The following is a 21,262-nucleotide window of genomic DNA, read 5'->3' on the forward strand; positions in this document are numbered from 1 at the left end:
TCAGTTGGCCTCCACGCCTACGCGGCAGAGCGCTGTAAGTTCGCAATAGCGACACGGTTCGGCCCCCGTCTCGATCGGGAGATCGGCCGGTATGTGGGCCTCGGTCTCATCGGCACCCGTCGCAACCGCAATCCCCTCCCGGGCTAGATCGAGCCACACCTGCCACGTCGACACGAGATTCGACCATGTGTCGGACAGGCTATGGTCGGATTCGACCGATTCCTCCGCCATGAACGAGCCGCTCAGCCCGATCAGCTGTCGCTGGTTCAGCATATAGAATGCGCCTGGAGCAGGCGTGGTGCTGTTGGAATTAGCTATCGCACCGTATGTCGCGAGCTGAATCGAACGACCTTCGGCGAGCTCGTTGCGTCGCTTCTTTGGGCTCCTTGACCATTTCAGATCTATTACGCCGGTGCCGTGAGTCGGGTGTTCTATCAGCATGTCGATGCGGCCCTTTACATCCGGTCCATCGACGAACTTCCTCGCGCGTTCGATTTCCGTCCCAATCACCTTTACGTCCATCGCCTGTAGAAGACGTGCGAGTTGGGCCAGAGCAGCTGGGACTTTGACCCGGGCCGACGCAAGCTCACCCGCATATTCCGGCTGCTGAAGCGGCGTCGCGATCGCACAAAGCAACTCGTCAAACAGATTGTTGGCTTGCGAGAAAACGACTGCTGGGTCAGGCACAGGGCCTGGCGGGAAAACGCGATTTGCAAGTTCATGGGCGAGGTTGCCAAGCAGCTGGCTTGTGCCAGGGATCTCAGCAACCCGGCCGCCTGAGAGCCGCAAAACGTCAAGAATGAGCCATCGCAGTTGGCAGTCCGCGAGATGCTCCAAGCTGGTGGCGCTTTCGACGCGATCGTCGAGTTTGGCGATTACAGATGCCGGCAGAGACCAGCGAGGGCGCTGTGCTGGCAGGAGGTTTGGAGTGATCGCTTCACGGAGAATCTCGTGCCCTGCGAGCTCATGATACGGCCCGTACAATAACTGTTCTGCTGACCATTGGATCAAGTCCTTAGCAGGTGTCGTCAATGGGTTCAGCTGATGGGCGAGGGGATGGCTCGTCGTCTCCTCCCCCGCCGAAAGCGCCGGTGAGAAAAGAATGACGCGCTCCCCAGCGCGATGCACTGCGTTGGCATTGCTCCACCCGATTCGGGCGCTGGCCGCGGCCGACGATTCGATTTCGCAGCCATGAGTCTTAAGAGCAGCAACCTCCGCGGCGGTCCATGGCGTTGAGCTTACGCGTTCTCCGGGACCTTTGAAGTCCCACCAAAGTACATTCTTAGCATCGCCCCAGATGGCGCCTGGATTACGCACGGCACGTAAACCGCCCGACGTCGCTATGTGGTTGGGGTTTTGAGCGCCGTCCGCAAGCACTTGGTCTGTCATGCGTCCAAGCAGCAGCGGAGAGAGCATCTCGACGTTCAGCACATCAATCGCTTGCACGAGGGCCTGTGCGGCACCAACTAGCGCCAGAAGAAGCGGATCAGCATTTCCAGCATTCGTCTCGAGCGCCCATTGCGCAACGCGAGAAGCGATCGACTTGGCCGCCTCCGCAGGCATGCCTTCGTGCCGCGGGTATAATTCTCCAGACGTCCATTGCCTCCACGCCGCAAGCTTCGCATCGCGCTTTTCTTGAGGTTCTGTGGACATCCTTTCGGCAAGATCTGACTCGATATTACCCCATGCAGCGAGCCAGGCTGGGCCGCCCGTGCCAGGTTCGCGGCTCAGTGCATAGGCGAGCTTGCGCGCCGCATGTCGCGCGATCGGGGGGCGCGGTAGCATGAGCAAGTCAAGCATCGCGTTCGCGTTGAATGGTGCCCAAGAAGCGGCGAACGCGAGCGGCAGTACCTGAAGCGCTCCACGCCATGGCGACGAGGCCGACAAGCCCAGAGCGGGAAGCCCGCGAGCTTGAAGCGCGCGGTCCAGCAGCGCGGTGTCTCCGTCAGCGCTCACAATGACCGTGCCATGCAACTCGGTTTCCGAACAATGGGCGAGCCACTCTGCAGCTGCTTCCGCCGCCGCCAAGGCTGTGTCCGCGTGGACGATCGCAAAGCTACCATCGCCTGCTAATGTCGAGGGTGAGCCGCTCGCGAGAAAGGCTTGCACGTGGCCCAGGTCATTGGAGGAAATTGCACAGGCAGGAGCCTGCGAGATTTCTACCCCCGATCCCTCCAGCGTATCGATAAGGCGCTGCCAGAGAGGCGGCAGCAAATCTCGGGGCTCGACCAGCTCGATTGAAGCGAGCGGCAGGCTTGCACGGGCCTTGACCGCATCGCAGAGCGTTCGCGTGCGATCTGCGACCCCGGGGGGAAGGGGCGGACCGGCCTCTTCCACCACCGCGAATGCATCAACACGTGCGGCGCCAATAGGGCTGCCGGACCAGCCGCCGGCGATCAGTTCATCTCGCCAATCGAGCAATGATGCGGCAGTGGCCCACGGATCAAGGGTGAAGGACTGACCGAAGAACAGGTCCGGGGCTGTGGCCAGCGCGGTACGCAATTTAGTAGCGTAGCTGGAAACTCGAACCGCATGTGCCACCCGGGGAGCTGTGAGGCCAAGCTGCACCTCGAGCATCTCTATCAGGCCTTGTGGCCCCACTACTGCGGCATTGAAGACGCCTTCATTCGGGCCCGGAAAATCCGGAAAGGAACGGCCATTGCATGAAAGGCCGAAGATAAGCTTCATTCTTAACTATCCCCCATCCGCGAGCTGCCTCGTCAGCGCACGGCATTGCTGGCCGTAAGCGCAAATGCTTTGTCATGTCATTAATGAATGCGTCCACGACAATATCGGTCGTCACAGTTTCGGCTCATGAAAACAGAGCCTTGGCGCCTTCCTCTAGTATCGCCAAGCTGTGCCCAATTGCTCGGAAAGGTGGCACCGGATCAATCCCGCAAGGCGGCTGCTGGAAGCAGGATGTTTGAGAGGTCGAGTGGGGGAATTTTGGCTGTCGCTGAGAAGTGAAATGTTCCTTAGGCGTCGGAGGGCAGCCGCCTCCGCGCCAAGTCGAAGAGACCAGATATGGTATATGTGAATGAAGAAGATCGGCAGCGGATCTCGGACGGCGAAGATGCCGCTCGCGCGCTTGCCAAGATGGGGGGCTGGACCACTCAGCCCTGCGATGGGCTATTCCCGCAGATTCTGAGCCAATATCGTTACAGTGAGCGGGCCGGGCTCGTTCTTGGTCACTGGCGTCGCGAAATTTCGTTCAGCAAATTGATCGAGGCAGTCCGTCAGTTACGAACGGACATCCTTATCCTTAAGCCAGGGCGCGACACCTCTCGGCGGAAGACCTATTATCTTTCGCTGATCCTCGCTCGGGCCGGCGAGGTCCGCCTCCACCGGGGCCTGCGGCTCTGGTCTGCCGATTTCGATTCGCCGCTGTGGGTAGTCGCAGATCCACGGGATAGGGATCTCGACCCCTGCTTTTTCAGCATTCGGTCGACCGGCGTTGCAGAGGAAGCTGGAGCACCGTTTGGTGATCCGGTCTCTGCTGAGACAGGCTTGCGGATCGCCGATCTTCGCTGGGTCGCGGAAATCGGAGGAAACTTCGTATGAGCCACGACGAGAATTTGCATTGGGAATCGTACCTTCCCGCTGGATGGCGACCGCTGTTTCGCCAGCTGTTGGCCGATCTGCATTCGGCTGGCATTTCGGTGAGAGTGACGCAAGCCAAAGAGAAGTTCGGGGAGCTGAGAGTCTATATCGATCGGCCTGACCAAGCGGCAGCGCCGCTCATTGCAGCCGCTGAGCAGCGTTCGACCCGCATGTGCCAAGAGTGTGGAGCTGCTGGCGAGCTCATGGTCGGTAATTATCTCTATGCCACCCTTTGTGAGGAGCACGGGGCCGGTTTCACAAAACCGCTGGGGCGACCGATGATATCGCTGAATCTCAGATACCCCAAAGACGATTGAGGACGAGCGCTGCCGACACGATGCGGCAGCGGCTTTGATCGGATGAGAAGAGCTCAGGTGACTGAGCAGATGAGATGAAAATCTTGGGGTGATGCGCGTCCAAGCTCAGCGGATCGCGCCCCCAAAAGGAAGATAATAAGTATGTTTAGCTCGATGAACGCGCAGCCCGGCTCGGGTGCGCCAACAATCCCGTTCGTCCGTGACGCAGTCCAGCGTGCGATGATCAAGGTCGCTTGGGAAATCGGCGGGCCTATCAGCGTCGATCCGGCTTTCGGGGGTGGAGCGCTTCTGCTTCAGGAAGCCAACCTCTTGATCCTTGGTACGTCAGCATTTCGGCCCCTTGGCGAGCAGCTGTTCGGCCAGATCGGTGACCTCTACGGCATGGACGCTCTGCTCGTCCGGTTCGACGCATATCAATGCAGCTTCGATATTCTTTTTCACGGCGAAGGCGAGTGGCTGTCGGATTATCGGCAAAGCCTTTTGGGCGGACAGGTCTGGTTTGTTCCCGCGCATGAAGACCAATCCTTCACTGTCAGGGCTGATAGTCAGGGACTCTTCCTCAATCCCCCGATGCTGCCGAACTCAATTCAGCGGCCTAGTGCGACCGAGATCCAGCCGGCAGGGAGGGACGTCGCATGACCCAGAAGAAGTCGAAGTCGGGTCCAGAGGAATTGTCTTGCTTCTATCTCGATTGGCCCGCCCATCCTCAGTTCCGGTACATGCGTTGGTATTGGAAGTCAGACGGGGCGCGTATCGGGATCGCCGCCCCCGTGTTGGCGAAGCTCCACCCCTCTGGCCATCGGGCGGCTCGGCATGACCTTCTCCTTCCGAGCAGTGCGCCAGGGGAATATGCGGACCTGCGCTATTTGCTCGAACGCTATGATGCTACCCAGCCCCTGATCGAACGGAATGGTTATGCCCAGTTCAACATCATTCTCGATGCCGACCGCCCTCTCCACGCCGATTGGGAGCTCGTCCGCGCCTGGGCACTGAGCTATTTCGTGCGCGAGCTGCAACTTGCCGCTGTCCTCGTCCTGCATGCGCCATTCCTGGCGGGCTCTGCGAACGAACCCCATGTCCACATCTTGGTGCCAGCTCGGCGGCTGACTGCGAATGGGTTTGGTCTGCACGCCCGTGACACATGCTCCGATGCAGGTGCGGCTGAAGCGCTTGCCAGCTGGTTGGCGTTCAACGGGGTGGAAGCCCTATGAAGCTGATCGAGCCGCCGACCAGGTGGGTCAACCTGCTGCTGATGATGATCCGCGAGGTGCCATGAGCAAGTCGCATTGGCGGCAAGGGGCGAAGCGCGGCAGATTGAAGCACGGGGTGATCCAGCGTCAACTTGATAAACTTGGGTGGCGAAAGGCGCCGAAGCTCCCAGTCGGTTACCCTCGCCGTGTCATACGTTTGGACCTGCGCATGATGCGGGAACACCCGGCCGCCGTCTGCGCCCGGGCGACGCATGACCTGGTAGTCGTTCTGCGCTGTGGCAAACCTGCTTTCATGGTGGTCCACTTTGCCTATGCGACAGAATTTTTGGACATTCGGCGTATCATGAAGAAGCCTGCCTCACAGGGCAGGTGGCGTCGCTCAACCTGAACGTTGATCAGAGCTAACGGCTTAGCAAGGAATGAAGAATAAGGCCGAACGGTGCTTGCTATCACCCCTTCGGCGCTACCTGCGACTGACACATGGCCGTCAATTTGGAGCAACGTCAATTTATGGCGAGGACGCGCCGTGGACGAATTCGCCCGAGCCGAGGCAGCCGTCAGCGAAGCGCTCCTGTTGCTATCGGAAATACCTGGGCGGGGCGACCCAGTGAGCCTGCCGCATCTTGTTGGCCAACGCTTCGCGGCGCTGGGCGAATTGGTAAGTGAAAATGGTGCGTTCGCGGCAGAGGGGAAGGGCGTGGCTAAATCACTTGCCGAATGGAACGTACATCACTCCTTCCGGTCCCTTTTGTGCCACGGGACGGCGACGGTGACCGTCGATCATCGTGGCCGATGGCATCTGGTACTGAAAATGCTCACCTTCAGATCGGGCGAGGCCGTCCGGGAGTCGATGGTCATAGATGAAGAAGAGGCTGCCGAACGGCTGACCGCGCTGCATGCCTCACGCCAGCGGCTAGAAGGCAGGTTGCGGGGCATGACGGCCGGCATCTGTCGTTAGCTTCGACGCTTGGTCCCGCTCATATGGGATGTAACTATGCCTGACAGGGCGTGATCGCGCACGGACGCGGAACTTGTCGCCATCAACGCGGGATACGTTGAAGGCGAAGCTTTGCCGTCATGCTTTTTGCGTCTGCATCTCAGGCGTCGCCAGCCCAAGCTGGATATTGACCATCAAAATTTGGAAATCTCGACGATGCTAAGAACAACACGCCGGAGCAACGGCGACGGGGATCAATCTGCCTCATTGAAGCGGGGTCGCACGCCTGCGCCGATCGTGGAACGCCCGGTTCCAAAGTTTACAGATTGGGTGGATCCCCCCTCTTTTCGTGAAGCGCTGGTCCTCCATCTGGGCCGCTTTTCCGAGAGCTATTACCAACTCCACCGATCCATCATCCAACCCGGGGAGAAGTTCGATCGCGCGACCCTGCAATCGTGGGTCGAGGGACGTCGCACCCCGCAAAGAACGACGAGTCTTGAGCTGCTAACGCGTATCGAGCGGCGCTACGATTTGCCCATGGGTTACTTCAAATCGAAGCTGCCGAACCCTGCGCGCGCGGCTTCTGGTCTATTGGTGAAGGGGCTGCCGAGAGCTGAGCAGCGGCGGCTGGCTTGGCACCTGCCCGATGATTTTAACTCAAGGCCGCTCAAGGAGCAGAAGGAGATCCTGGATTGGGTTCAGAACGTCGTGATCTCCGGCGCCACCGAATATCGCCGCTTTCAGGCTCAAGCCATGAAGCTGCGCTACGCGATCCGGTTTCCTTCGCTGACAGGCAAGCAGATAAGAGCGTCGGTTCCGAACGTTGGGGCTTACGATCTCGGTGACCAGGCTGACCATATCGGCGTGGTGGATGCGCCGCCTCGCCTTGTGTCGGAACTGACCGAGCTTATCCGTTTCAAGACCGCCACCCTCACAGATATCGGTTTCCAACGCATTGGGGTCTGGAACGAGGAAACGACAGCCCAGAAGATCGAGCATTTCGGCCTCATGTTCGGCGCTTTGGCCGCCTCGCCGTCGGGGGCCGTTCATGGGCATGGCGTGCCGCTGAAGGACATCTCGTTCGCCATGCTCATCTTTCCGCGCGTTTGGGACTGGTATGCCCAGTGGCGTGAGCGGCGACGCGGCTTCTTCACTCGCTGGGAATGCGACATGCTGCGCAATGCCATGGCGTTGGTCCGTTCCGAGACTGGATGGCTGCGGCAGCATCCAGAACTCGCTTCGCGCCTCGTGCCGGCTGCAGGACTCATATCGGCTGAGGAAGTCGCAGCTGTGCGTGCCGATTGGCAGGGTGCTTGCGATTTTCTCCATGCGCATGCGGGCGCACGTGTGAAGGAAGTGGAGCGGGTCGCGCGGATCCATCGTGATCCGTTTGAGCCGATACTGCCGATCCTGGAGGCGTCGAGTCCGGTGGCGGAATATCTGAAGATTGCCGATGAAATTCTGAAGCTTCGCCCAGACGCGCGGCGGTTTCCGCGTGCGGCCGCGGAAGTGGCTCGCTCCTACCTCATCATTCGTCTGGGCCTACATCTTGGATTGCGACAGAAAAACTTGCGGCAGCTGATGGTCTGCCCGCGAGGGCATCTGCCGCGTTCAGAACGGCAGCTTGAGGCGCAGAAGCGCGGTGAAATTCGCTGGAGCGAGCGCGACCATGGCTGGGAAGTTTTTGTGCCTGCTGTCGCGTTCAAGAATGCCCATTCATCCTTCTTCGCCGGCAAGCCCTTCCGGTTGGTCCTGCCCGATCTCGGCGGTCTCTATGACCATATGAGCGCCTATATCGAGCGGCATCGCCTTGCTCTGCTCAACGGTGCGGAAGACCCTGGCACCTTTTTCGTCAAGACGGTCAAGAGGACCAGTCGGGACGCGTCATACAATCAAAATACATTCTATGAAGCGTGGAGGCTTGTGATCCAGCGCTATGGTGTCTTCAATCCTTATACCGGGAGAGGTGCAATCAAAGGATTGCTGCCGCATGGGCCGCACAACGTACGGGACGTCCTAGCCACGCACATCCTCAAGCACACCGGCTCCTACGAACAGGCAAGCTATGCCATTCAGGACACTCCGGAGATGGTAGCAAAGCATTACGGTCGGTTCCTTCCTCAAGACAAAGCAGCGATGGCCGCTAAAATTTTGAACCGGGTCTGGGAAGCCGCTTGATCTGGAAAAGTGGGGCCGGCTCAGCCGGCCCCAGTAGAAGAACTTGGATAGGCCAAGCCTTCGGGTCGCGGAGGGAAACTGCTCGCAATTCAACCGATTCGGATAGGAAGAACTCGACATTCAGTGGCGAAGCGGCTCAGTTGGCGCGAGTGACGGAGATGATGGATATGGCTGATCGAAGCATGTTGGCGAAGCTTTGGCACGAACGTGCGAAAATCACACGGCAAGACATCTTCGGGTCTTCAGACGAGCAACTGCGACCAATTGCGCCCTCATCCCAAGCCGATGTGGCCGTACCGGGAATGGTAGGGGAGAACTACTCGAGCGGTGGGTTGGCCATCGTCTCTGTCAATCCGGCGGGCGGGAAGGATGATTTTCGTCCTACCGCGGGAGACGCCAAGTTGTACGATGCTGCAAAGAGGATCAGCCTATTCGACGATGTTCAATCGTTCGAGCAAATGAATCGGGCATATCGCTTGGGCATGCCTTCGTGGGGGGCGCAATGGCGCCACATCAATGCCATCTTGGCGGCGACTCATCAAAGCCTATGGCAGCTTGCCTATCCCTATCTGGTCCCCTTTCGAACCCGGCACGACAAGGGAAGTGCGCTCAAGCAGGATGTCATTGATCGGGCGTACCAGTTGGGGTTCGTCGAGGTGATGCGTGAATTGCAGCCTGCGTTAGTAATCCCGGTCGATCGGCATTCGGAAGCAGCTGTTCATCGGCTGAAGATCGAGACATCTATGACATTTGAGATCATTTATTACACGCGCCAGCAAAACGCTCATACAACCCGTACCGATACATTAGAGAACATTGCTCGTTATCACTTCAGCATTCCGCATCGCGAAAGCAACGGCCTTGTAGGCGATCAGGCAGCGTCGTGAATGGGCGGACTTAGGCGAGAGCCATCGACTGATCGCCTATAAACTCCGGCTGGCGTTTGATTAGGTCTTTGCAAAATCGATGAAATCTCGCATTCGTCCCCACGTCAAATTTGGGGGCACCTTTTGTGAATGATCTTGGGAATGCATGCAGTGGTTTCAATCAGGATGAACTTGATGAACTGAAGAGCGTGGCGGCACTGTACATCGAGTCTGGTGGGCTCATCATCAAGCTAGCCAGTTGGGTCGGGGCCAAAGCGGACGACCTGATCCACAAGGTTCCTGCAAACTGGCAGCACCTCATTGAGGAGGCTACGGACCTTGCCTTGAAGGAGAGCTATCGGCTCGCATTTGCCACCCAGCCCGATCAAGAAAATCAATCGCTTTTAAACAAGGCCCTTTCTTGGGCTCAGGGCGAGACTTGGCACAGGTTTGCCACCAGCGTTGCGGGAGCGGCCGGCGGCCTCGGCGGAATATCCACGACACTTATCGATCTGCCTGTGACGACGACCCTGATCCTGCGGTCGATCCAGCAGATCGCGACGGGATATGGCGAAGACCTAAACGATGAGGCCGTCCGCGCACAATGCCTTGCCGTTTTCGGTTTCGGCGGCCCCCTTACCGAAGACGATGACGCCGAGACCGGCTTGTTCGCCAGCCGTCTGGCGCTTTCCGGGAAGGCTACCGCCGAACTCATGAAGACGATTCTTCCTCGTTTCGGCGTGGTTGTCAGCGAGAAGATCCTTCTGCAGTCTACGCCCATCATCGGGGCTGTCACTGGCGCGGCGATCAACTCAGCCTTCTCGTCCTACTATCAGACCATGGCGCATGTTCATTTCAGACTTCGTCGGCTGGAGAAGGAGCATGACACGGATCAGATTCGCGCTTGTTTCGAGCGCATCGTCTCGACCCGTAGAAGGAAGAAGAGCGCGACGAAAATACCTGCAATGACCGTGGCGTAACGCATAAGAGACGCCGCGCTCGATCGAGGTCCACACGTTTTAGGCTTGGGCTCGGTCGGCTCGCGTCTCCAGCGATGCCATGTTGGAACGGGCAGTTGAACTCAAGGCGCACTGCGTCCTGCCATTCAACGCTGGGTAGGGAACGAGCGGTAGCCTGAATCTGTCCGTGTTGATACTCGGAACAGGTCAATGGAAATCGTGACTACGGACGGGCAGGAGATCGTCGCTCGGTAGAGCTGCCGTATCGATAGGTGGTGGCGCCAGTGCGCGACCATGCGGCAAGCCCGGATCGCGGGGGTCAGGGCCACCGCCATGGCTGGCGCCATCACCGCGACTCGGCGCAATGTTGAACTCGGCTCGCCCGATCGACCGCAGCATGTCATCATGATCGGTGATCCGATCGCAGATGATGTGAATGATTTCGCCCTCCTTCTGTAGCCGCTCGCGCATGGCAATCATCGATGCCGACATGACCCGCCGTCGATAGATCTCGAACCTGTTCGGCCAAAGGATGCCGTTGGCAACGCCGGTCTCGTCCTCGATGGTGACGAACAGCACACCCTTGGCTGACCCGGGTCGCTGCCGCACCAGTATGACCCCGGCCGCCTCGACATTGCGCCCGTCGTGGATGAAGCGAAGATCGGCGCAGCGCACGACCTTCATCCTGCCAGCTTGTCGCGGCTGACACATCGTCGTTGAAGAGTGAGTCGCGGCGAAAGCGTTTGCACCACGGAAGCCCATCACGTTAATTTCATAACCAATCTTGGATAGAGGATGTCATTGGTAATCGTTTTCGTATCCCGCTAAGCATTTTTACATGAACGATGACATGGGTGACGGTCGGCCGAAGCTGGGCCATATGTGGCTGCGAGCGACGTTCGCACCGCAAAGTCCGCCGCCCTATACCGAAAGCTACCTCGTCTCGGGTGCGCGGCGCACCGAAGTAATCGCTGGTCGCACTGTCGAGCTCTACCCGCGTTCCTATGCGACCGGTGACAATGTCATCGCCAACCTGCGCTTTGCCCTGCGCTATGAATCCCTGGATCTAGGCGTGCTGGCCGCAACCTTCGTTGCCATCGACGCCGAGGTCGTCGCGGCATGGGTGCGCACCGAGCCGAGCGGCAGCTACGCGCGGCGCGCCTGGTTCTTCTATGAGTATCTGACCGGCGAACGTCTCGACGTGCCCGATGCCGCGGCCGGCAATTATGTCGAGGCGCTCGATCCGAAGAAGTATATGGTCGGGGCGCGGCGGAACTCGTCGCGTCACCGCGTCATCGATAATCTGCTCGGCACGCCGGACCTGTGCCCCACGGTGCGCCGCACGGCGAAGCTGGAAGAGCAGATCGGCGTCCATATCGATGCCGAAGCATGGGCGATCATCGAACGCTATGACCCAGCCGTGCTTGCCCGCGCGGTGCGGCATCTCTTCACCAAGGAGACGCGCGCATCCTTCGCGATCGAAGGGGAGGTACCCAACCCGGATCGGACCGAGCCATTCGTCGCCGCGCTGCGCTCCGCCTCCAGCTTTGACACGGGCGACAAGGAAGCGATCGTCCGGCTGCAAAATGCGATCGTCGATCGCCGCTATGCCGCGACCGACTGGCGCAGCTTCCAGAATTTCGTCGGCGAGACGACCGTTGATCTCCGCGAGGAGGTGCATTTCATCTGCCCCCGACCTGAAGACGTTCCCTCGCTGATGATGGGCTGGATGGCGCTGACGGCGCGGATGCTCGCCGACGACATCGAGCCTGTCGTGGCAGCTGCAGTCGCGGCCTTCGCCTTTGTCTTCATTCACCCGTTCGAGGACGGCAACGGTCGCATCCATCGCTTCATCGTTCATCATGTGCTGAGCAAGACCGGTTTCAGCCCTGACAGCATGATCTTCCCTGTGTCGGCCGCCATCGTCCGCGATCAGCGCAGCTATGACGCGGTGCTGGAGAGCTTTTCAAGACCCCTGTTAACCGCGATCGATTGGGGCTGGACCAGCGAGCGCGAGATCGAGGTCCGCAGCGAGACCGCGCTGCTCTACCGCTTTTTCGACGCCACGCCGCTTGCCGAATATCTCTATGACCGCGTTATCGATGCTGTCCGTACGGAGATGCGCGAAGAACTGGGCTTCCTGGCTATGTTTGAACGCGCGATGGAAGGGGTCCGCACAATCGTCGATATGCCAGACCGCCGCGCCGCGTTGCTGATCCGCCTGATGCTTCAGAACGGCGGACGTCTTTCCAATAGCAAGCGCGCTCAGTTCGACGAACTGACCGATGCCGAGATCGTCGTGATGGAGCAGGCGGTGCAGTGGGCGATGGCCGAAGCGGGGGATATACCTCGTGCGGCAAACGCTTTCTGAGAGTATGTGATTACCCGAGGCTATCTGCGGTGGCGATCACGTGGGCGGCACACTAGGATCCCTGTACCCCACCAAGCTTGCCGCCAGTCGCATCGACCAGTAGCCGTTCGGCATCGCGCCAAGGGCGGTCATTCAAGTGCCGCGGTTACTTGGAACCGGACAAAGATGGCTCTGCATCAATTTGCTTTCTAGCGGGTTGAACGCACGGCTGGGTTTAGCTGAGGCTGTCTCGGGTTGCAGGGAGGAGCAAGCTCCATTGTCCGACCGATTCGATCTTGTCTTTTGACCATATGAGCCATATGTATGGCTCATATGAACGACGGAGAATAATGATGATCGCGGAAGCATGCGGCCTCGCTGACTCGCTCGGGCTAAAGACAGGCCCGCGATCGCCGCTGGCGATCGCGAACCGCATCAAGGCTGGACTCCCGCTCTCCTCGCTAGAGCGGTTGTCGAAGGCTATCGCGCCGGACGACGCTAGCTTCCCGTATCGCTTCGTGCCCCGTGCAACGCTGACGCGGCGCAAAGGCGCCAGCGAGCCAAAGCTCACCGTTGACGAAGGCAATCGTGTCGCATCCGTCGCCAAGGTCTGGGAATTTGCGATGGAGATCTATCACGACGAGATCAAGGCGCGCGAGTTTCTCTACCGTTCGCACCCAATGCTTGAGAACCAGAGGCCGATTGACGTGGCTACCGACACGGGAATTGGTGCCGATCTTGTTATCAATCTCCTCGGCCGAGCGGCCTATGGCGGCGGCGCTTGAAGCCGGGGATCGTTGACAGGGTTCTCTACAGCTACCGGATCGGTGACCCTGCAGGAAAGCATCCAATCTATGATGACGAGGGAGCCCGCCTTTTCCCGGGACGCTGGAACACCCCGAACAGCCCGATGCTCTACACCTCTGAGCATTATGCGACCGCGCTGATCGAGAAACTCGCCCACTTCAACGGGGTGCTTCCCGGGAACCAGCACTACATCCGCCTCACGATTCCGCCGGGCGTCAGCTACGAAGAATTCCCGCAGACTTCCCATCCGGGCTGGGACGGGATCGACGATTCGATTTCGAAGACCTTCGGTGCCACATGGTGTCTCGAATGTCGCTCGTGCATACTCATCGTCCCATCAATTCCCGGCGGTCGAATCGAGCGCAACTTTCTCATAAATCTGCGTCACCCCGACGCGGGCAAGATCACTCACGACATGGCGAGTCCGGTACCTTGGGACCTGCGCCTGTTCCAGATTTAGCCACTTTTTTGCGCGGACCATCGGCCGGGGCACAGTGCGCCAATCTCTGCCACCGCAGGACGCAGATGGCGATCCCGGAACCCGTCATTCCGGCCATTGAGTTGCCAAGTCTCACATCGGCTGGGCCGAGAGCTTCCGTCACGAAAGTTACCCAGAGGCACCAACGGCATTATCACAGAGCACCTGTCCGTTCGTTTATAGGACTGATCAGGGTCGCAGATTAGCCAAAGCAAACTGGACGGCTCGAAAAACGTCAGGATTTTGCGCTGTCATGGAGGCGCTGGCGCGGGGCGGCCTGACTGACCGCCTTGTGGGCTTGTTTTCCCTAGTTCTGCGGGCTGATCTGCTCCTTGGTGGATCGTTTCGGTATCAAGCAGACGCAGTTCGGCCTTCGAGCCACGCGAGGCGCTGGAAATTATAGACCAGGTTGGCCATGCCGATCTTGATCCTGGCGCGGGCGATACCGATGGTGCGGACGACGAGGCCCATGCGGTGCTTTTGCCCGGCAAAGACATGTTCGACGGCAGCGCGGACCTTTGACCGCTTTGCATTGGCCCTCGCTATCCGCCCGGGCAGCGGCCGCCGGGGCAACCGCTTCTGGTGGATGTTGCTGGTGAACATGCCCCTGGCGAGGAACGCCTCGTTCTTCTTCGATCGATAGGCGGTATCGGCCCAAACGCCCGAGGCGGTGTTCTCCTTGCTGATCAGATCGGGTAGTCGCGCCCCATCATGGGCATTGGCGGCGCTCGCATCCCAGGTGCGGATCAGCCCATGAGTCCGATCGATGCCGATATGGTTTTTATAGCCGAACATCGGAATGGCCAGATCGACCGGCTTTGCCGCCGTGGGATCGGCGCCTTCCCTGACCTTGGCCTTGGTATATTTGATCGACCAGCGCGCATCGCGGTCTTTCTGCCGGACCTTGGCGGGCGTCCAGTCCTGGGGAATACGACCCTCCTTGATGGCGGTCTTCTCCTCCTGGGTGTTGCGCTGCTTGGGCGCGGGCACGACGGTGGCGTCGATGATCTGCCCGCCCATGGCCAGATAGCCTCGATCCTTGAGCGCGGCATCGAAGCGCGCGAATAGCCGGTCGATCGCCTTGGCCTTTACCAGCCGTTCGCGGAACAGCCAGACCGTGGTGGCATCGGGCACGGTGCCCTCCAGCCCGACGCCCAGGAAGCGCTGGAACGAAAGCCGGTCCTTGATCTGGAACTCCGTCGCCTCGTCGGACAGCGAATACAGCGCCTGCAGAACGAGGATCTTGAACATGAGCACCGGATCGAACGGCGGGCGCCCGCCCTTATTGCGGGGTCCGCGTCGCAGTGCGGCCACCAGCGGCCCCCGGAATAGCTCGAAATCCACCACAGCCGATAGCCGTTCCAACGGATCACCCGCCGCGCTCAGCGCCTCGTAACGGTCCGAAAGATCAAAAAAACCAGGCTGCCCTGCCATCACCGCCTCCGCTCGTCGCGAAAGCCAATGAATCATGCAGCGAAGCTAATCACCAGCGGTTTTTCGAGGCGTCCAACTATCTCGCCACCCATGCCGATTTCGCCGCAAGCTGGTGAGACGCTGGAAAAATCAACCTTTGAGTAATAATGCCTGATAATAGGGCAATTATTTGGGGTCGGGGGCATTGGTGAACTTCAAAGATTTCGCAATGAATCTCGTGACGCTCGGCGGATACGAGCAGCTTGAGGCTGCGAAGGCCACCTACGCATCAGTCTACCGAGAATACGAAGATAATCGAAATAGGCTATACTACCTGGAGCGCACGAGGATAGATAATCTATCAAATCTCGGAGAATTGGTAATTGACAGCTTCAAATCAGCTAAGAAAGCAAGGAAAATTCTGCGCTATGTTGATCGTTGCCATGCCGCTTCTCTGCCCGAAAAAAGCCTGCGAAGTGCTGAATTCGGTCAAGAAATTCGTTTAAATAACGTCGATCGTATTATTGAGGAATATTCTTCATCTGTTTCAGTCGCTGGCGGCGCGGGGGCGGGAGCGGCTGTGGCAGCAGGCTCTTGGTCGTTGGTTGCGCTAATAGGTTCGGCATCGACAGGCACCGCCATTTCGACACTTTCAGGAGTAGCCGCCACCAATGCCACGCTGGCATGGTTCGGCGGTGGCGCACTAGCCGCCGGTGGAGCAGGTATGGCCGGCGGCACCTTAGTTTTAGGCGGGGTAGCTTTAGCCCCGGTTGTCGCGATAGCCGCTTGGCATTCCCGATCAAAGACTAAGGAAATAAACCAGGAAACAGAAAGCGTTCGGTACGCTGACCTGCAAACTCGTCAAGCTATTGGGCCAACGCAAAGCGCTATCAATGTAATCAATAGTTGTCTGGGGGGCATTCGTCCTTCAGCGGACGTGCTTCAATGGGAAGCTGATGCTGCAAAATGTTTATTGTTCCCGATATGGGGATGGTCATTATCTAAAAGATTTCTGGCGAGACTAATAGGAAAGCCATTTTACTCTGATGAAGAACGCGAGATTCTGGATTCACTTGAATTGGCACTAATGGAGTTCACCGGCTGTTTCCAGCGGATGCAGGACGGCGGCCATACTAATGGGGGAGTAAATGAGGGAATTTAGTATATACCAAAACTCCAAAGGAAGTTCTAGAGCAGTGAAAAACGGGTGGTGTTGGCCCGCATTCTTCTTTGGGTCATTATGGTCCTTGTTTAGCGGATTCTTTTTAGCTGCCATAATTATGCTTCCAATCGAGTTGGTTTTGAATATCGCTTCCAATGGACTTGAGAGAGGTCGCGAGCCTACTGAGTTTCCCGAACCTGCGGCGATGGCAATCTTAGTTATTGCTCTCATCGGATTGGGAATCCGCCTAGTTTATGGTGCACGGGGGAACAAGTGGCGCAAGGCTCGGTATCTTAGGGGGGGCTTTGAATTCCGTGGAGTGGTAAGAGCAGAAAATAAAGCGGGCGCCGTAAAATCACACGCCAGATAATCGAAAAACTACTTCTATCGTATCCCGTGTACTCTTTGGGAGTATGCGACATATTTTCGATTTTAAAGGCATAACATTGACCTTTTTTCAACGTGGCTTTCTTGCAGTCGTTTGCATTCTTCTCGGTTTTATCTTCTTCCCACTTTTTTTCCTGGGAGGGTTAATCGCTTGGAGTGTCTACCGAGACATTGTCGAAGCCCCCGCACGGCGAGCGCAGCAGGCACAGATCGAGGCCTCGATCAATGCGCCGGTAAGTGTAGAGGATATCCGATGGGCGTGCGAATCTCCCGCAGAGGCAGCTTTCCTCGATGCCATGATATCAGCCTATTCCCTGCAAACCGGGCCGGGTGCCATCGAGGGACAAGGATTGCGGCTGCGTAGTCAAATATCGATGGGACGACTGCGGATTTACACGGGACATGCGTCGTCCCAGTACCGTGCGGATTTTTTGGTCGATGACAAACTTGTCGTGGAAATTGATGGAGCTACCTATCATTCCTCTCCCGAGGCGGTCGCACGCGACCGCCAAAGGGACGAAGACATGAGACGAGAGGGCTACACAGTCCTAGGGTCGAGACTCAATCACAGCCAAAAGGCCACGGCGGCAGCGAGGCTTACGGCTGATAGGAAGTTCCTGGCGAGCTTGTCGTAACGGGTTGCGATGCGCCGGAAGTCCTTCAGACGACAGAACATTGCCTCGACCCGCCAGCGGTCCTTGTAGCGGCGTTCGTCATACTGGATCGGGCGCTTGCGATTGCGACGGCCGGGGATCACCGGAATCGTGCCCTGCTCGCGCAAGGCAGCCCTGATGCGGTTTGCGTCGTAGCCACGGTCGGCGATCACCCGCTTCATGCCAATGGTTTCGCCAATCAGCAGGTCCGCGCCCTTCACATCGGATGTATTGCCGGGTGTCAGGACGAGGCGGAGAGGCCGCCCGAGGACATCGACAAGGGCGTGGATCTTCGTCGTCCGGCCGCCACGCGAGATGCCAATGGCATTGGCTCGCGCCCCCCTTTTGCGCCACCGGCAGAGCGGTGGGCCTTGATGTAGCTGCTGTCGATCTGGCCGGTTTCCGCAATCCAGCCTTCCTCGGTCAATGCCGCAAGGATGCGGGTCCAGATGCCCCGACGGCTCCACCGGTTCCAGCGATTGTAGACTGTTGTCGCAGGGCCGTATTCGGACGGGCAGTCCGCCCAGCGGCCACCGCACTTGAGCATGTGAATGATGCCCGAGATCACCCGCCGATCATCGACCCGCCGCGCGCCAGGCTGGTTCTTCGGCAAGTGCGGCTCGATCACAGCCCACGCTTCATCCGACAACCAGAACAATGAACGCGACATCCTCGGGACCTCCTGCTTCAGCGGAGACTCCCTGAATCAATGTGCGCGCAGATTTTCAAGAGGCTGATTGGGTTTGGACCCTAAGAATACCAGCGCAATTGGTGTTTCAGAATTCTGTTGAGGCTGTGAAGAGGGTTGAAAATGCCAGGGCGGCAATTAGGTGAATGCCGACAGATTCTAGGGGGATCTTCAACAATGGCATCGGCAGCTCTGCCGAGTCGCCTGCCGCTAACCCGCCAGTCCGGAATCGGACAATAGTGTTGAAAAACTCTGGCTTGAAGTAGCCTTCGGGGTCTGATTCACTGTCCATACAGGACGGAGATGGGCCGATGATGGGCGAGCGGACGGTGGCGCAGGAAGCGCTGTTTTACAGCTGGACGCCTCGAAAAACCGCTGGTGATTAGCTTCGCTGCATGATTCATTGGCTTTCGCGACGAGCGGAGGCGGTGATGGCAGGGCAGCCTGGTTTTTTTGATCTTTCGGACCGTTACGAGGCGCTGAGCGCGGCGGGTGATCCGTTGGAACGGCTATCGGCTGTGGTGGATTTCGAGCTATTCCGGGGGCCGCTGGTGGCCGCACTGCGACGCGGACCCCGCAATAAGGGCGGGCGCCCGCCGTTCGATCCGGTGCTCATGTTCAAGATCCTCGTTCTGCAGGCGCTGTATTCGCTGTCCGACGAGGCGACGGAGTTCCAGATCAAGGACCGGCTTTCGTTCCAGCGCTTCCTGGGCGTCGGGCTGGAGGGCACCGTGCCCGATGCCACCACGGTCTGGCTGTTCCGCGAACGGCTGGTAAAGGCCAAGGCGATCGACCGGCTATTCGCGCGCTTCGATGCCGCGCTCAAGGATCGAGGCTATCTGGCCATGGGCGGGCAGATCATCGACGCCACCGTCGTGCCCGCGCCCAAGCAGCGCAACACCCAGGAGGAGAAGACCGCCATCAAGGAGGGTCGTATTCCCCAGGACTGGACGCCCGCCAAGGTCCGGCAGAAAGACCGCGATGCGCGCTGGTCGATCAAATATACCAAGGCCAAGGTCAGGGAAGGCGCCGATCCCACGGCGGCAAAGCCGGTCGATCTGGCCATTCCGATGTTCGGCTATAAAAACCATATCGGCATCGATCGGACTCATGGGCTGATCCGCACCTGGGATGCGAGCGCCGCCAATGCCCATGATGGGGCGCGACTACCCGATCTGATCAGCAAGGAGAACACCGCCTCGGGCGTTTGGGCCGATACCGCCTATCGATCGAAGAAGAACGAGGCGTTCCTCGCCAGGGGCATGTTCACCAGCAACATCCACCAGAAGCGGTTGCCCCGGCGGCCGCTGCCCGGGCGGATAGCGAGGGCCAATGCAAAGCGGTCAAAGGTCCGCGCTGCCGTCGAACATGTCTTTGCCGGGCAAAAGCACCGCATGGGCCTCGTCGTCCGCACCATCGGTATCGCCCGCGCCAGGATCAAGATCGGCATGGCCAACCTGGTCTATAATTTCCAGCGCCTCGCGTGGCTCGAAGGCCGAACTGCGTCTGCTTGATACCGAAACGATCCACCAAGGAGCAGATCAGCCCGCAGAACTAGGGAAAACAAGCCCACAAGGCGGTCAGTCAGGCCGCCCCGCGCCAGCGCCTCCATGACAGCGCAAAATCCTGACGTTTTTCGAGCCGTCCAGCTTCAACCTGGAACGACACGTGCCGGCAGACCATCTGCTGCGATCTATCGATAGGTTCGTCGATCTGTCCGGCATTCGCGAGCATTTGCGGCCCTATTACAGCGAGACGGGACGGCCATCGATTGACCCGGAACTGATGATCCGGATGCTGCTCATCGGCTACTGCATGGGGATCCGCTCGGAACGCAGGCTGTGCGATGAGGTACATCTCAACCTGGCCTATCGCTGGTTCTGCCGGTTAGGGCTGGAAGGCGATGTGCCCGACCACTCGACCTTTTCCAAGAACCGCCATGGCCGGTTCCGCGACAGTGATCTGTTGCGCACGCTGTTCGAGACGACGGTGGAGCGTTGCATAATGGAGGGACTGGTTGGCGGTGAAGGCTTTGCCGTCGATGCCAGCCTGATCGCGGCCGATGCCAATCGCCAGCGTGGGGTTCGCGGTGGTGAACCCTTGCCGCCAGAGGCGACCAACCATGCTGTAAACGAATATCTGGCGGTGCTCGACGATGCGGCGTTTGGCGGCGCGACACCTGTCGTACCGAAGTTCTTGTCGCCGGCCGATCCTGCTGCACGCTGGACCAGCGCCAAAGGCGGACAGGCCTTCTTCGCCTACTGCACCAATTATCTGATCGACCTGAAGAACGCCGTCATCATGGATGTGGAAGCGAGCACGGCGGTACGTCAGGCTGAGTTGACAGCGGCGAGGCGAATGATCGATCGTGTGCAGGACCGGTTCGAAATCTGGCCCGCGCGACTGGCGGCGGACACCGCCTATGGCTCTGCAGAAAATCTGGCATGGTTGGTCCATGAGAAAGGGATCGAGCCGCACATTCCGGTGTTCGATCATAGCAACAGGCGCACCGACAGCTTCCAACGGCCCGCGTTCCGCTTCGAGCATAAGCGCGATGTCTATGTCTGCCCGGGAGGAAAGGATCTGAAGCGATATAACCGCAATTTCGCAGCAGCTCGTCCTGGCGTCGATCAGGATGGCTTCATGCGATATCGCGCGTCTAAAGCCGATTGTGACGCTTGCGCGCTCAAGCCGGACTGCTGTCCAGGCCAACCTGTCCGCAAAATTCTGCGGTCAGTCCATGAAGGCGCTCGCGATCTGGCCCGCGATCTGTCGTTGACCGACGCCTATGTCACCTCACGCCGGGAACGGAAGAAGGTCGAGATGCTGTTCGCGCATCTGAAACGCATACTGAAGCTCGATCGACTGCGCCTTCGGGGACCAAATGGCGCAAAAGACGAGTTTCTCCTCGCCGCTACCGCCCAGAACCTCCGCAAGATGGCAAGGCTTCTCCCGATGAAGCTGCAACCAGCAACGGGCTGATCCTCAAGACGCCCCTCAGGATATTCCTGCTTGGAGCCCTGCCTCGGGAAAAGCCGACTTTTTCAACACTATCTGCCATTCACAGTCGTTCGACGCCCAAATCCCATTACCCACAGCGGACCGTCAGCTATTTTGCGAAGAGTCTGTTTGGAAATACGCCCTTGACCAATCCGCACCGGCTCGCGGCTCACAAACGGGAATTCTATCAATTAGACTCTTGATCTGAACAAGAAATCGCGCCCATATGAATAATATGCGAAGGGTGGGCCGTCTC

19 protein-coding genes and 1 pseudogene are annotated in these 21,262 nt (G+C 58.8%); 16 read left to right on the top strand and 4 right to left on the bottom strand.

What is annotated here, in order from left to right; all coding sequences use genetic code 11:
• Complete coding sequence (locus K663_RS02165) at nucleotides 1-2,688, bottom strand: PD-(D/E)XK nuclease family protein (RefSeq protein WP_044661460.1); 2,688 nt, start codon at nucleotides 2,686-2,688, stop codon at nucleotides 1-3.
• A 336-nt stretch (nucleotides 2,689-3,024) separates the two neighbouring features.
• Here K663_RS02165 and K663_RS02170 point away from each other — a divergent pair, with 336 nt between their 5' ends.
• The 8 genes from K663_RS02170 (at nucleotide 3,025) to K663_RS02210 (ending at nucleotide 10,089) form a co-directional block, all read left to right on the top strand.
• Nucleotides 3,025-3,561 (top strand): hypothetical protein, encoded by a 537-nt coding sequence (locus K663_RS02170; RefSeq protein ID WP_044661461.1) that lies wholly within the window; start codon nucleotides 3,025-3,027, stop codon nucleotides 3,559-3,561.
• Entirely contained in the window at nucleotides 3,558-3,917 is a 360-nt protein-coding gene (locus K663_RS02175; RefSeq protein ID WP_044661462.1) for a hypothetical protein, read from the top strand. The genes K663_RS02170 and K663_RS02175 overlap by 4 nt, the downstream gene beginning before the upstream one ends.
• 141 nt (nucleotides 3,918-4,058) lie before the next feature.
• Nucleotides 4,059-4,556 carry a hypothetical protein gene (locus K663_RS02180; RefSeq protein WP_044661463.1) on the top strand — a complete coding sequence of 166 codons (498 nt, stop codon included), beginning with the start codon at nucleotides 4,059-4,061 and terminating at the stop codon, nucleotides 4,554-4,556.
• Nucleotides 4,553-5,128 (top strand): hypothetical protein, encoded by a 576-nt coding sequence (locus tag K663_RS23140; protein ID WP_083535804.1) that lies wholly within the window; start codon nucleotides 4,553-4,555, stop codon nucleotides 5,126-5,128. Before K663_RS02180 ends, K663_RS23140 begins: the two co-directional genes overlap by 4 nt.
• Before the next feature lie 526 nt (nucleotides 5,129-5,654).
• Nucleotides 5,655-6,086 carry a hypothetical protein gene (locus tag K663_RS02195; protein WP_052628192.1) on the top strand — a complete coding sequence of 144 codons (432 nt, stop codon included), beginning with the start codon at nucleotides 5,655-5,657 and terminating at the stop codon, nucleotides 6,084-6,086.
• 126 nt (nucleotides 6,087-6,212) lie between these two features.
• Nucleotides 6,213-8,243, top strand: a complete 2,031-nt coding sequence (locus K663_RS02200; protein ID WP_235589490.1) for a hypothetical protein — start codon at nucleotides 6,213-6,215, stop codon at nucleotides 8,241-8,243.
• A gap of 167 nt (nucleotides 8,244-8,410) precedes the next feature.
• Nucleotides 8,411-9,130 carry a hypothetical protein gene (locus K663_RS02205; protein ID WP_145902202.1) on the top strand — a complete coding sequence of 240 codons (720 nt, stop codon included), beginning with the start codon at nucleotides 8,411-8,413 and terminating at the stop codon, nucleotides 9,128-9,130.
• A gap of 125 nt (nucleotides 9,131-9,255) precedes the next feature.
• Entirely contained in the window at nucleotides 9,256-10,089 is an 834-nt protein-coding gene (locus K663_RS02210; RefSeq protein ID WP_062113542.1) for an EcsC family protein, read from the top strand.
• Nucleotides 10,090-10,275: 186 nt separating this feature from the next.
• Here K663_RS02210 and K663_RS02215 read toward each other — a convergent pair whose 3' ends face one another.
• Nucleotides 10,276-10,752, bottom strand: a complete 477-nt coding sequence (locus K663_RS02215) for a hypothetical protein (protein WP_044661467.1) — start codon at nucleotides 10,750-10,752, stop codon at nucleotides 10,276-10,278.
• A 154-nt stretch (nucleotides 10,753-10,906) separates the two neighbouring features.
• On the opposite strand from K663_RS02215, the gene K663_RS02220 reads away from it, so the two are divergent.
• The 3 genes from K663_RS02220 to K663_RS02230 all read left to right on the top strand — a co-directional run bounded on the left by K663_RS02220 (nucleotide 10,907) and on the right by K663_RS02230 (nucleotide 13,685).
• Nucleotides 10,907-12,439 carry a Fic family protein gene (locus K663_RS02220; RefSeq protein WP_044661468.1) on the top strand — a complete coding sequence of 511 codons (1,533 nt, stop codon included), beginning with the start codon at nucleotides 10,907-10,909 and terminating at the stop codon, nucleotides 12,437-12,439.
• 329 nt (nucleotides 12,440-12,768) lie between these two features.
• The gene (locus tag K663_RS02225) at nucleotides 12,769-13,203 is read left to right on the top strand and encodes an antitoxin Xre/MbcA/ParS toxin-binding domain-containing protein (protein WP_145902203.1); all 435 of its coding nucleotides are present in this window, start codon (nucleotides 12,769-12,771) and stop codon (nucleotides 13,201-13,203) included.
• Nucleotides 13,200-13,685: an RES family NAD+ phosphorylase gene (locus tag K663_RS02230; RefSeq protein ID WP_044661469.1), complete on the top strand. Its 486-nt coding sequence runs from the start codon at nucleotides 13,200-13,202 to the stop codon at nucleotides 13,683-13,685. Before K663_RS02225 ends, K663_RS02230 begins: the two co-directional genes overlap by 4 nt.
• Nucleotides 13,686-14,054: 369 nt before the next feature.
• On the opposite strand, the gene K663_RS02235 is transcribed toward K663_RS02230, so the two are convergent.
• Nucleotides 14,055-15,137 (bottom strand): IS5 family transposase, encoded by a 1,083-nt coding sequence (locus K663_RS02235; protein WP_044661470.1) that lies wholly within the window; start codon nucleotides 15,135-15,137, stop codon nucleotides 14,055-14,057.
• Nucleotides 15,138-15,324: 187 nt separating this feature from the next.
• Between K663_RS02235 and K663_RS24580 the strand changes: the two genes are divergently transcribed.
• The 3 genes from K663_RS24580 to K663_RS25200 all read left to right on the top strand — a co-directional run bounded on the left by K663_RS24580 (nucleotide 15,325) and on the right by K663_RS25200 (nucleotide 17,300).
• The gene (locus K663_RS24580) at nucleotides 15,325-16,278 is read left to right on the top strand and encodes a hypothetical protein (RefSeq protein ID WP_201026664.1); all 954 of its coding nucleotides are present in this window, start codon (nucleotides 15,325-15,327) and stop codon (nucleotides 16,276-16,278) included.
• The gene (locus K663_RS25195) at nucleotides 16,265-16,648 is read left to right on the top strand and encodes a DUF2628 domain-containing protein (RefSeq protein WP_083535806.1); all 384 of its coding nucleotides are present in this window, start codon (nucleotides 16,265-16,267) and stop codon (nucleotides 16,646-16,648) included. The genes K663_RS24580 and K663_RS25195 overlap by 14 nt, the downstream gene beginning before the upstream one ends.
• A gap of 391 nt (nucleotides 16,649-17,039) precedes the next feature.
• Nucleotides 17,040-17,300 (top strand): endonuclease domain-containing protein, encoded by a 261-nt coding sequence (locus K663_RS25200; protein WP_443018997.1) that lies wholly within the window; start codon nucleotides 17,040-17,042, stop codon nucleotides 17,298-17,300.
• Here K663_RS25200 and K663_RS23155 read toward each other — a convergent pair.
• Nucleotides 17,231-17,988 (bottom strand): annotated as a pseudogene (locus K663_RS23155) (IS5 family transposase). The gene K663_RS25200 and the pseudogene K663_RS23155 sit on opposite strands and share 70 nt — an antisense overlap.
• Nucleotides 17,989-18,437: 449 nt before the next feature.
• On the opposite strand from K663_RS23155, the gene K663_RS02260 reads away from it, so the two are divergent.
• Both K663_RS02260 and K663_RS02265 read left to right on the top strand, forming a co-directional pair.
• A complete protein-coding gene (locus K663_RS02260) occupies nucleotides 18,438-19,520 on the top strand; it encodes an IS5 family transposase (RefSeq protein WP_044661470.1) in 1,083 nt (360 codons plus the stop codon).
• Between the two features lie 109 nt (nucleotides 19,521-19,629).
• Nucleotides 19,630-20,988, top strand: coding sequence for an IS1182 family transposase (locus K663_RS02265; protein ID WP_044661472.1), 1,359 nt, complete (start codon nucleotides 19,630-19,632; stop codon nucleotides 20,986-20,988).
• Nucleotides 20,989-21,262 lie beyond the last annotated feature (274 nt).

Origin of the sequence: Sphingobium sp. MI1205 (genome assembly GCF_001563285.1) — a bacterium.
Classification (GTDB): domain Bacteria; phylum Pseudomonadota; class Alphaproteobacteria; order Sphingomonadales; family Sphingomonadaceae; genus Sphingobium.

Excerpts from the sequence above, each read along its gene's own strand:
- K663_RS02165 (WP_044661460.1), bottom strand. The coding sequence starts at position 2,688 with ATGAAGCTTATCTTCGGCCTTTCATGCAATGGCCGTTCCTTTCCGGAT.
- K663_RS02170 (WP_044661461.1), top strand. The coding sequence starts at position 3,025 with ATGGTATATGTGAATGAAGAAGATCGGCAGCGGATCTCGGACGGCGAA.
- K663_RS02175 (WP_044661462.1), top strand. The coding sequence starts at position 3,558 with ATGAGCCACGACGAGAATTTGCATTGGGAATCGTACCTTCCCGCTGGA.
- K663_RS02180 (WP_044661463.1), top strand. The coding sequence starts at position 4,059 with ATGTTTAGCTCGATGAACGCGCAGCCCGGCTCGGGTGCGCCAACAATC.
- K663_RS23140 (WP_083535804.1), top strand. The coding sequence starts at position 4,553 with ATGACCCAGAAGAAGTCGAAGTCGGGTCCAGAGGAATTGTCTTGCTTC.
- K663_RS02205 (WP_145902202.1), top strand. The coding sequence starts at position 8,411 with ATGGCTGATCGAAGCATGTTGGCGAAGCTTTGGCACGAACGTGCGAAA.
- K663_RS02215 (WP_044661467.1), bottom strand. The coding sequence starts at position 10,752 with ATGAAGGTCGTGCGCTGCGCCGATCTTCGCTTCATCCACGACGGGCGC.
- K663_RS02220 (WP_044661468.1), top strand. The coding sequence starts at position 10,907 with ATGAACGATGACATGGGTGACGGTCGGCCGAAGCTGGGCCATATGTGG.
- K663_RS02225 (WP_145902203.1), top strand. The coding sequence starts at position 12,769 with ATGATGATCGCGGAAGCATGCGGCCTCGCTGACTCGCTCGGGCTAAAG.
- K663_RS02235 (WP_044661470.1), bottom strand. The coding sequence starts at position 15,137 with ATGGCAGGGCAGCCTGGTTTTTTTGATCTTTCGGACCGTTACGAGGCG.
- K663_RS25195 (WP_083535806.1), top strand. The coding sequence starts at position 16,265 with ATGAGGGAATTTAGTATATACCAAAACTCCAAAGGAAGTTCTAGAGCA.
- K663_RS25200 (WP_443018997.1), top strand. The coding sequence starts at position 17,040 with ATGGGACGACTGCGGATTTACACGGGACATGCGTCGTCCCAGTACCGT.
- K663_RS02260 (WP_044661470.1), top strand. The coding sequence starts at position 18,438 with ATGGCAGGGCAGCCTGGTTTTTTTGATCTTTCGGACCGTTACGAGGCG.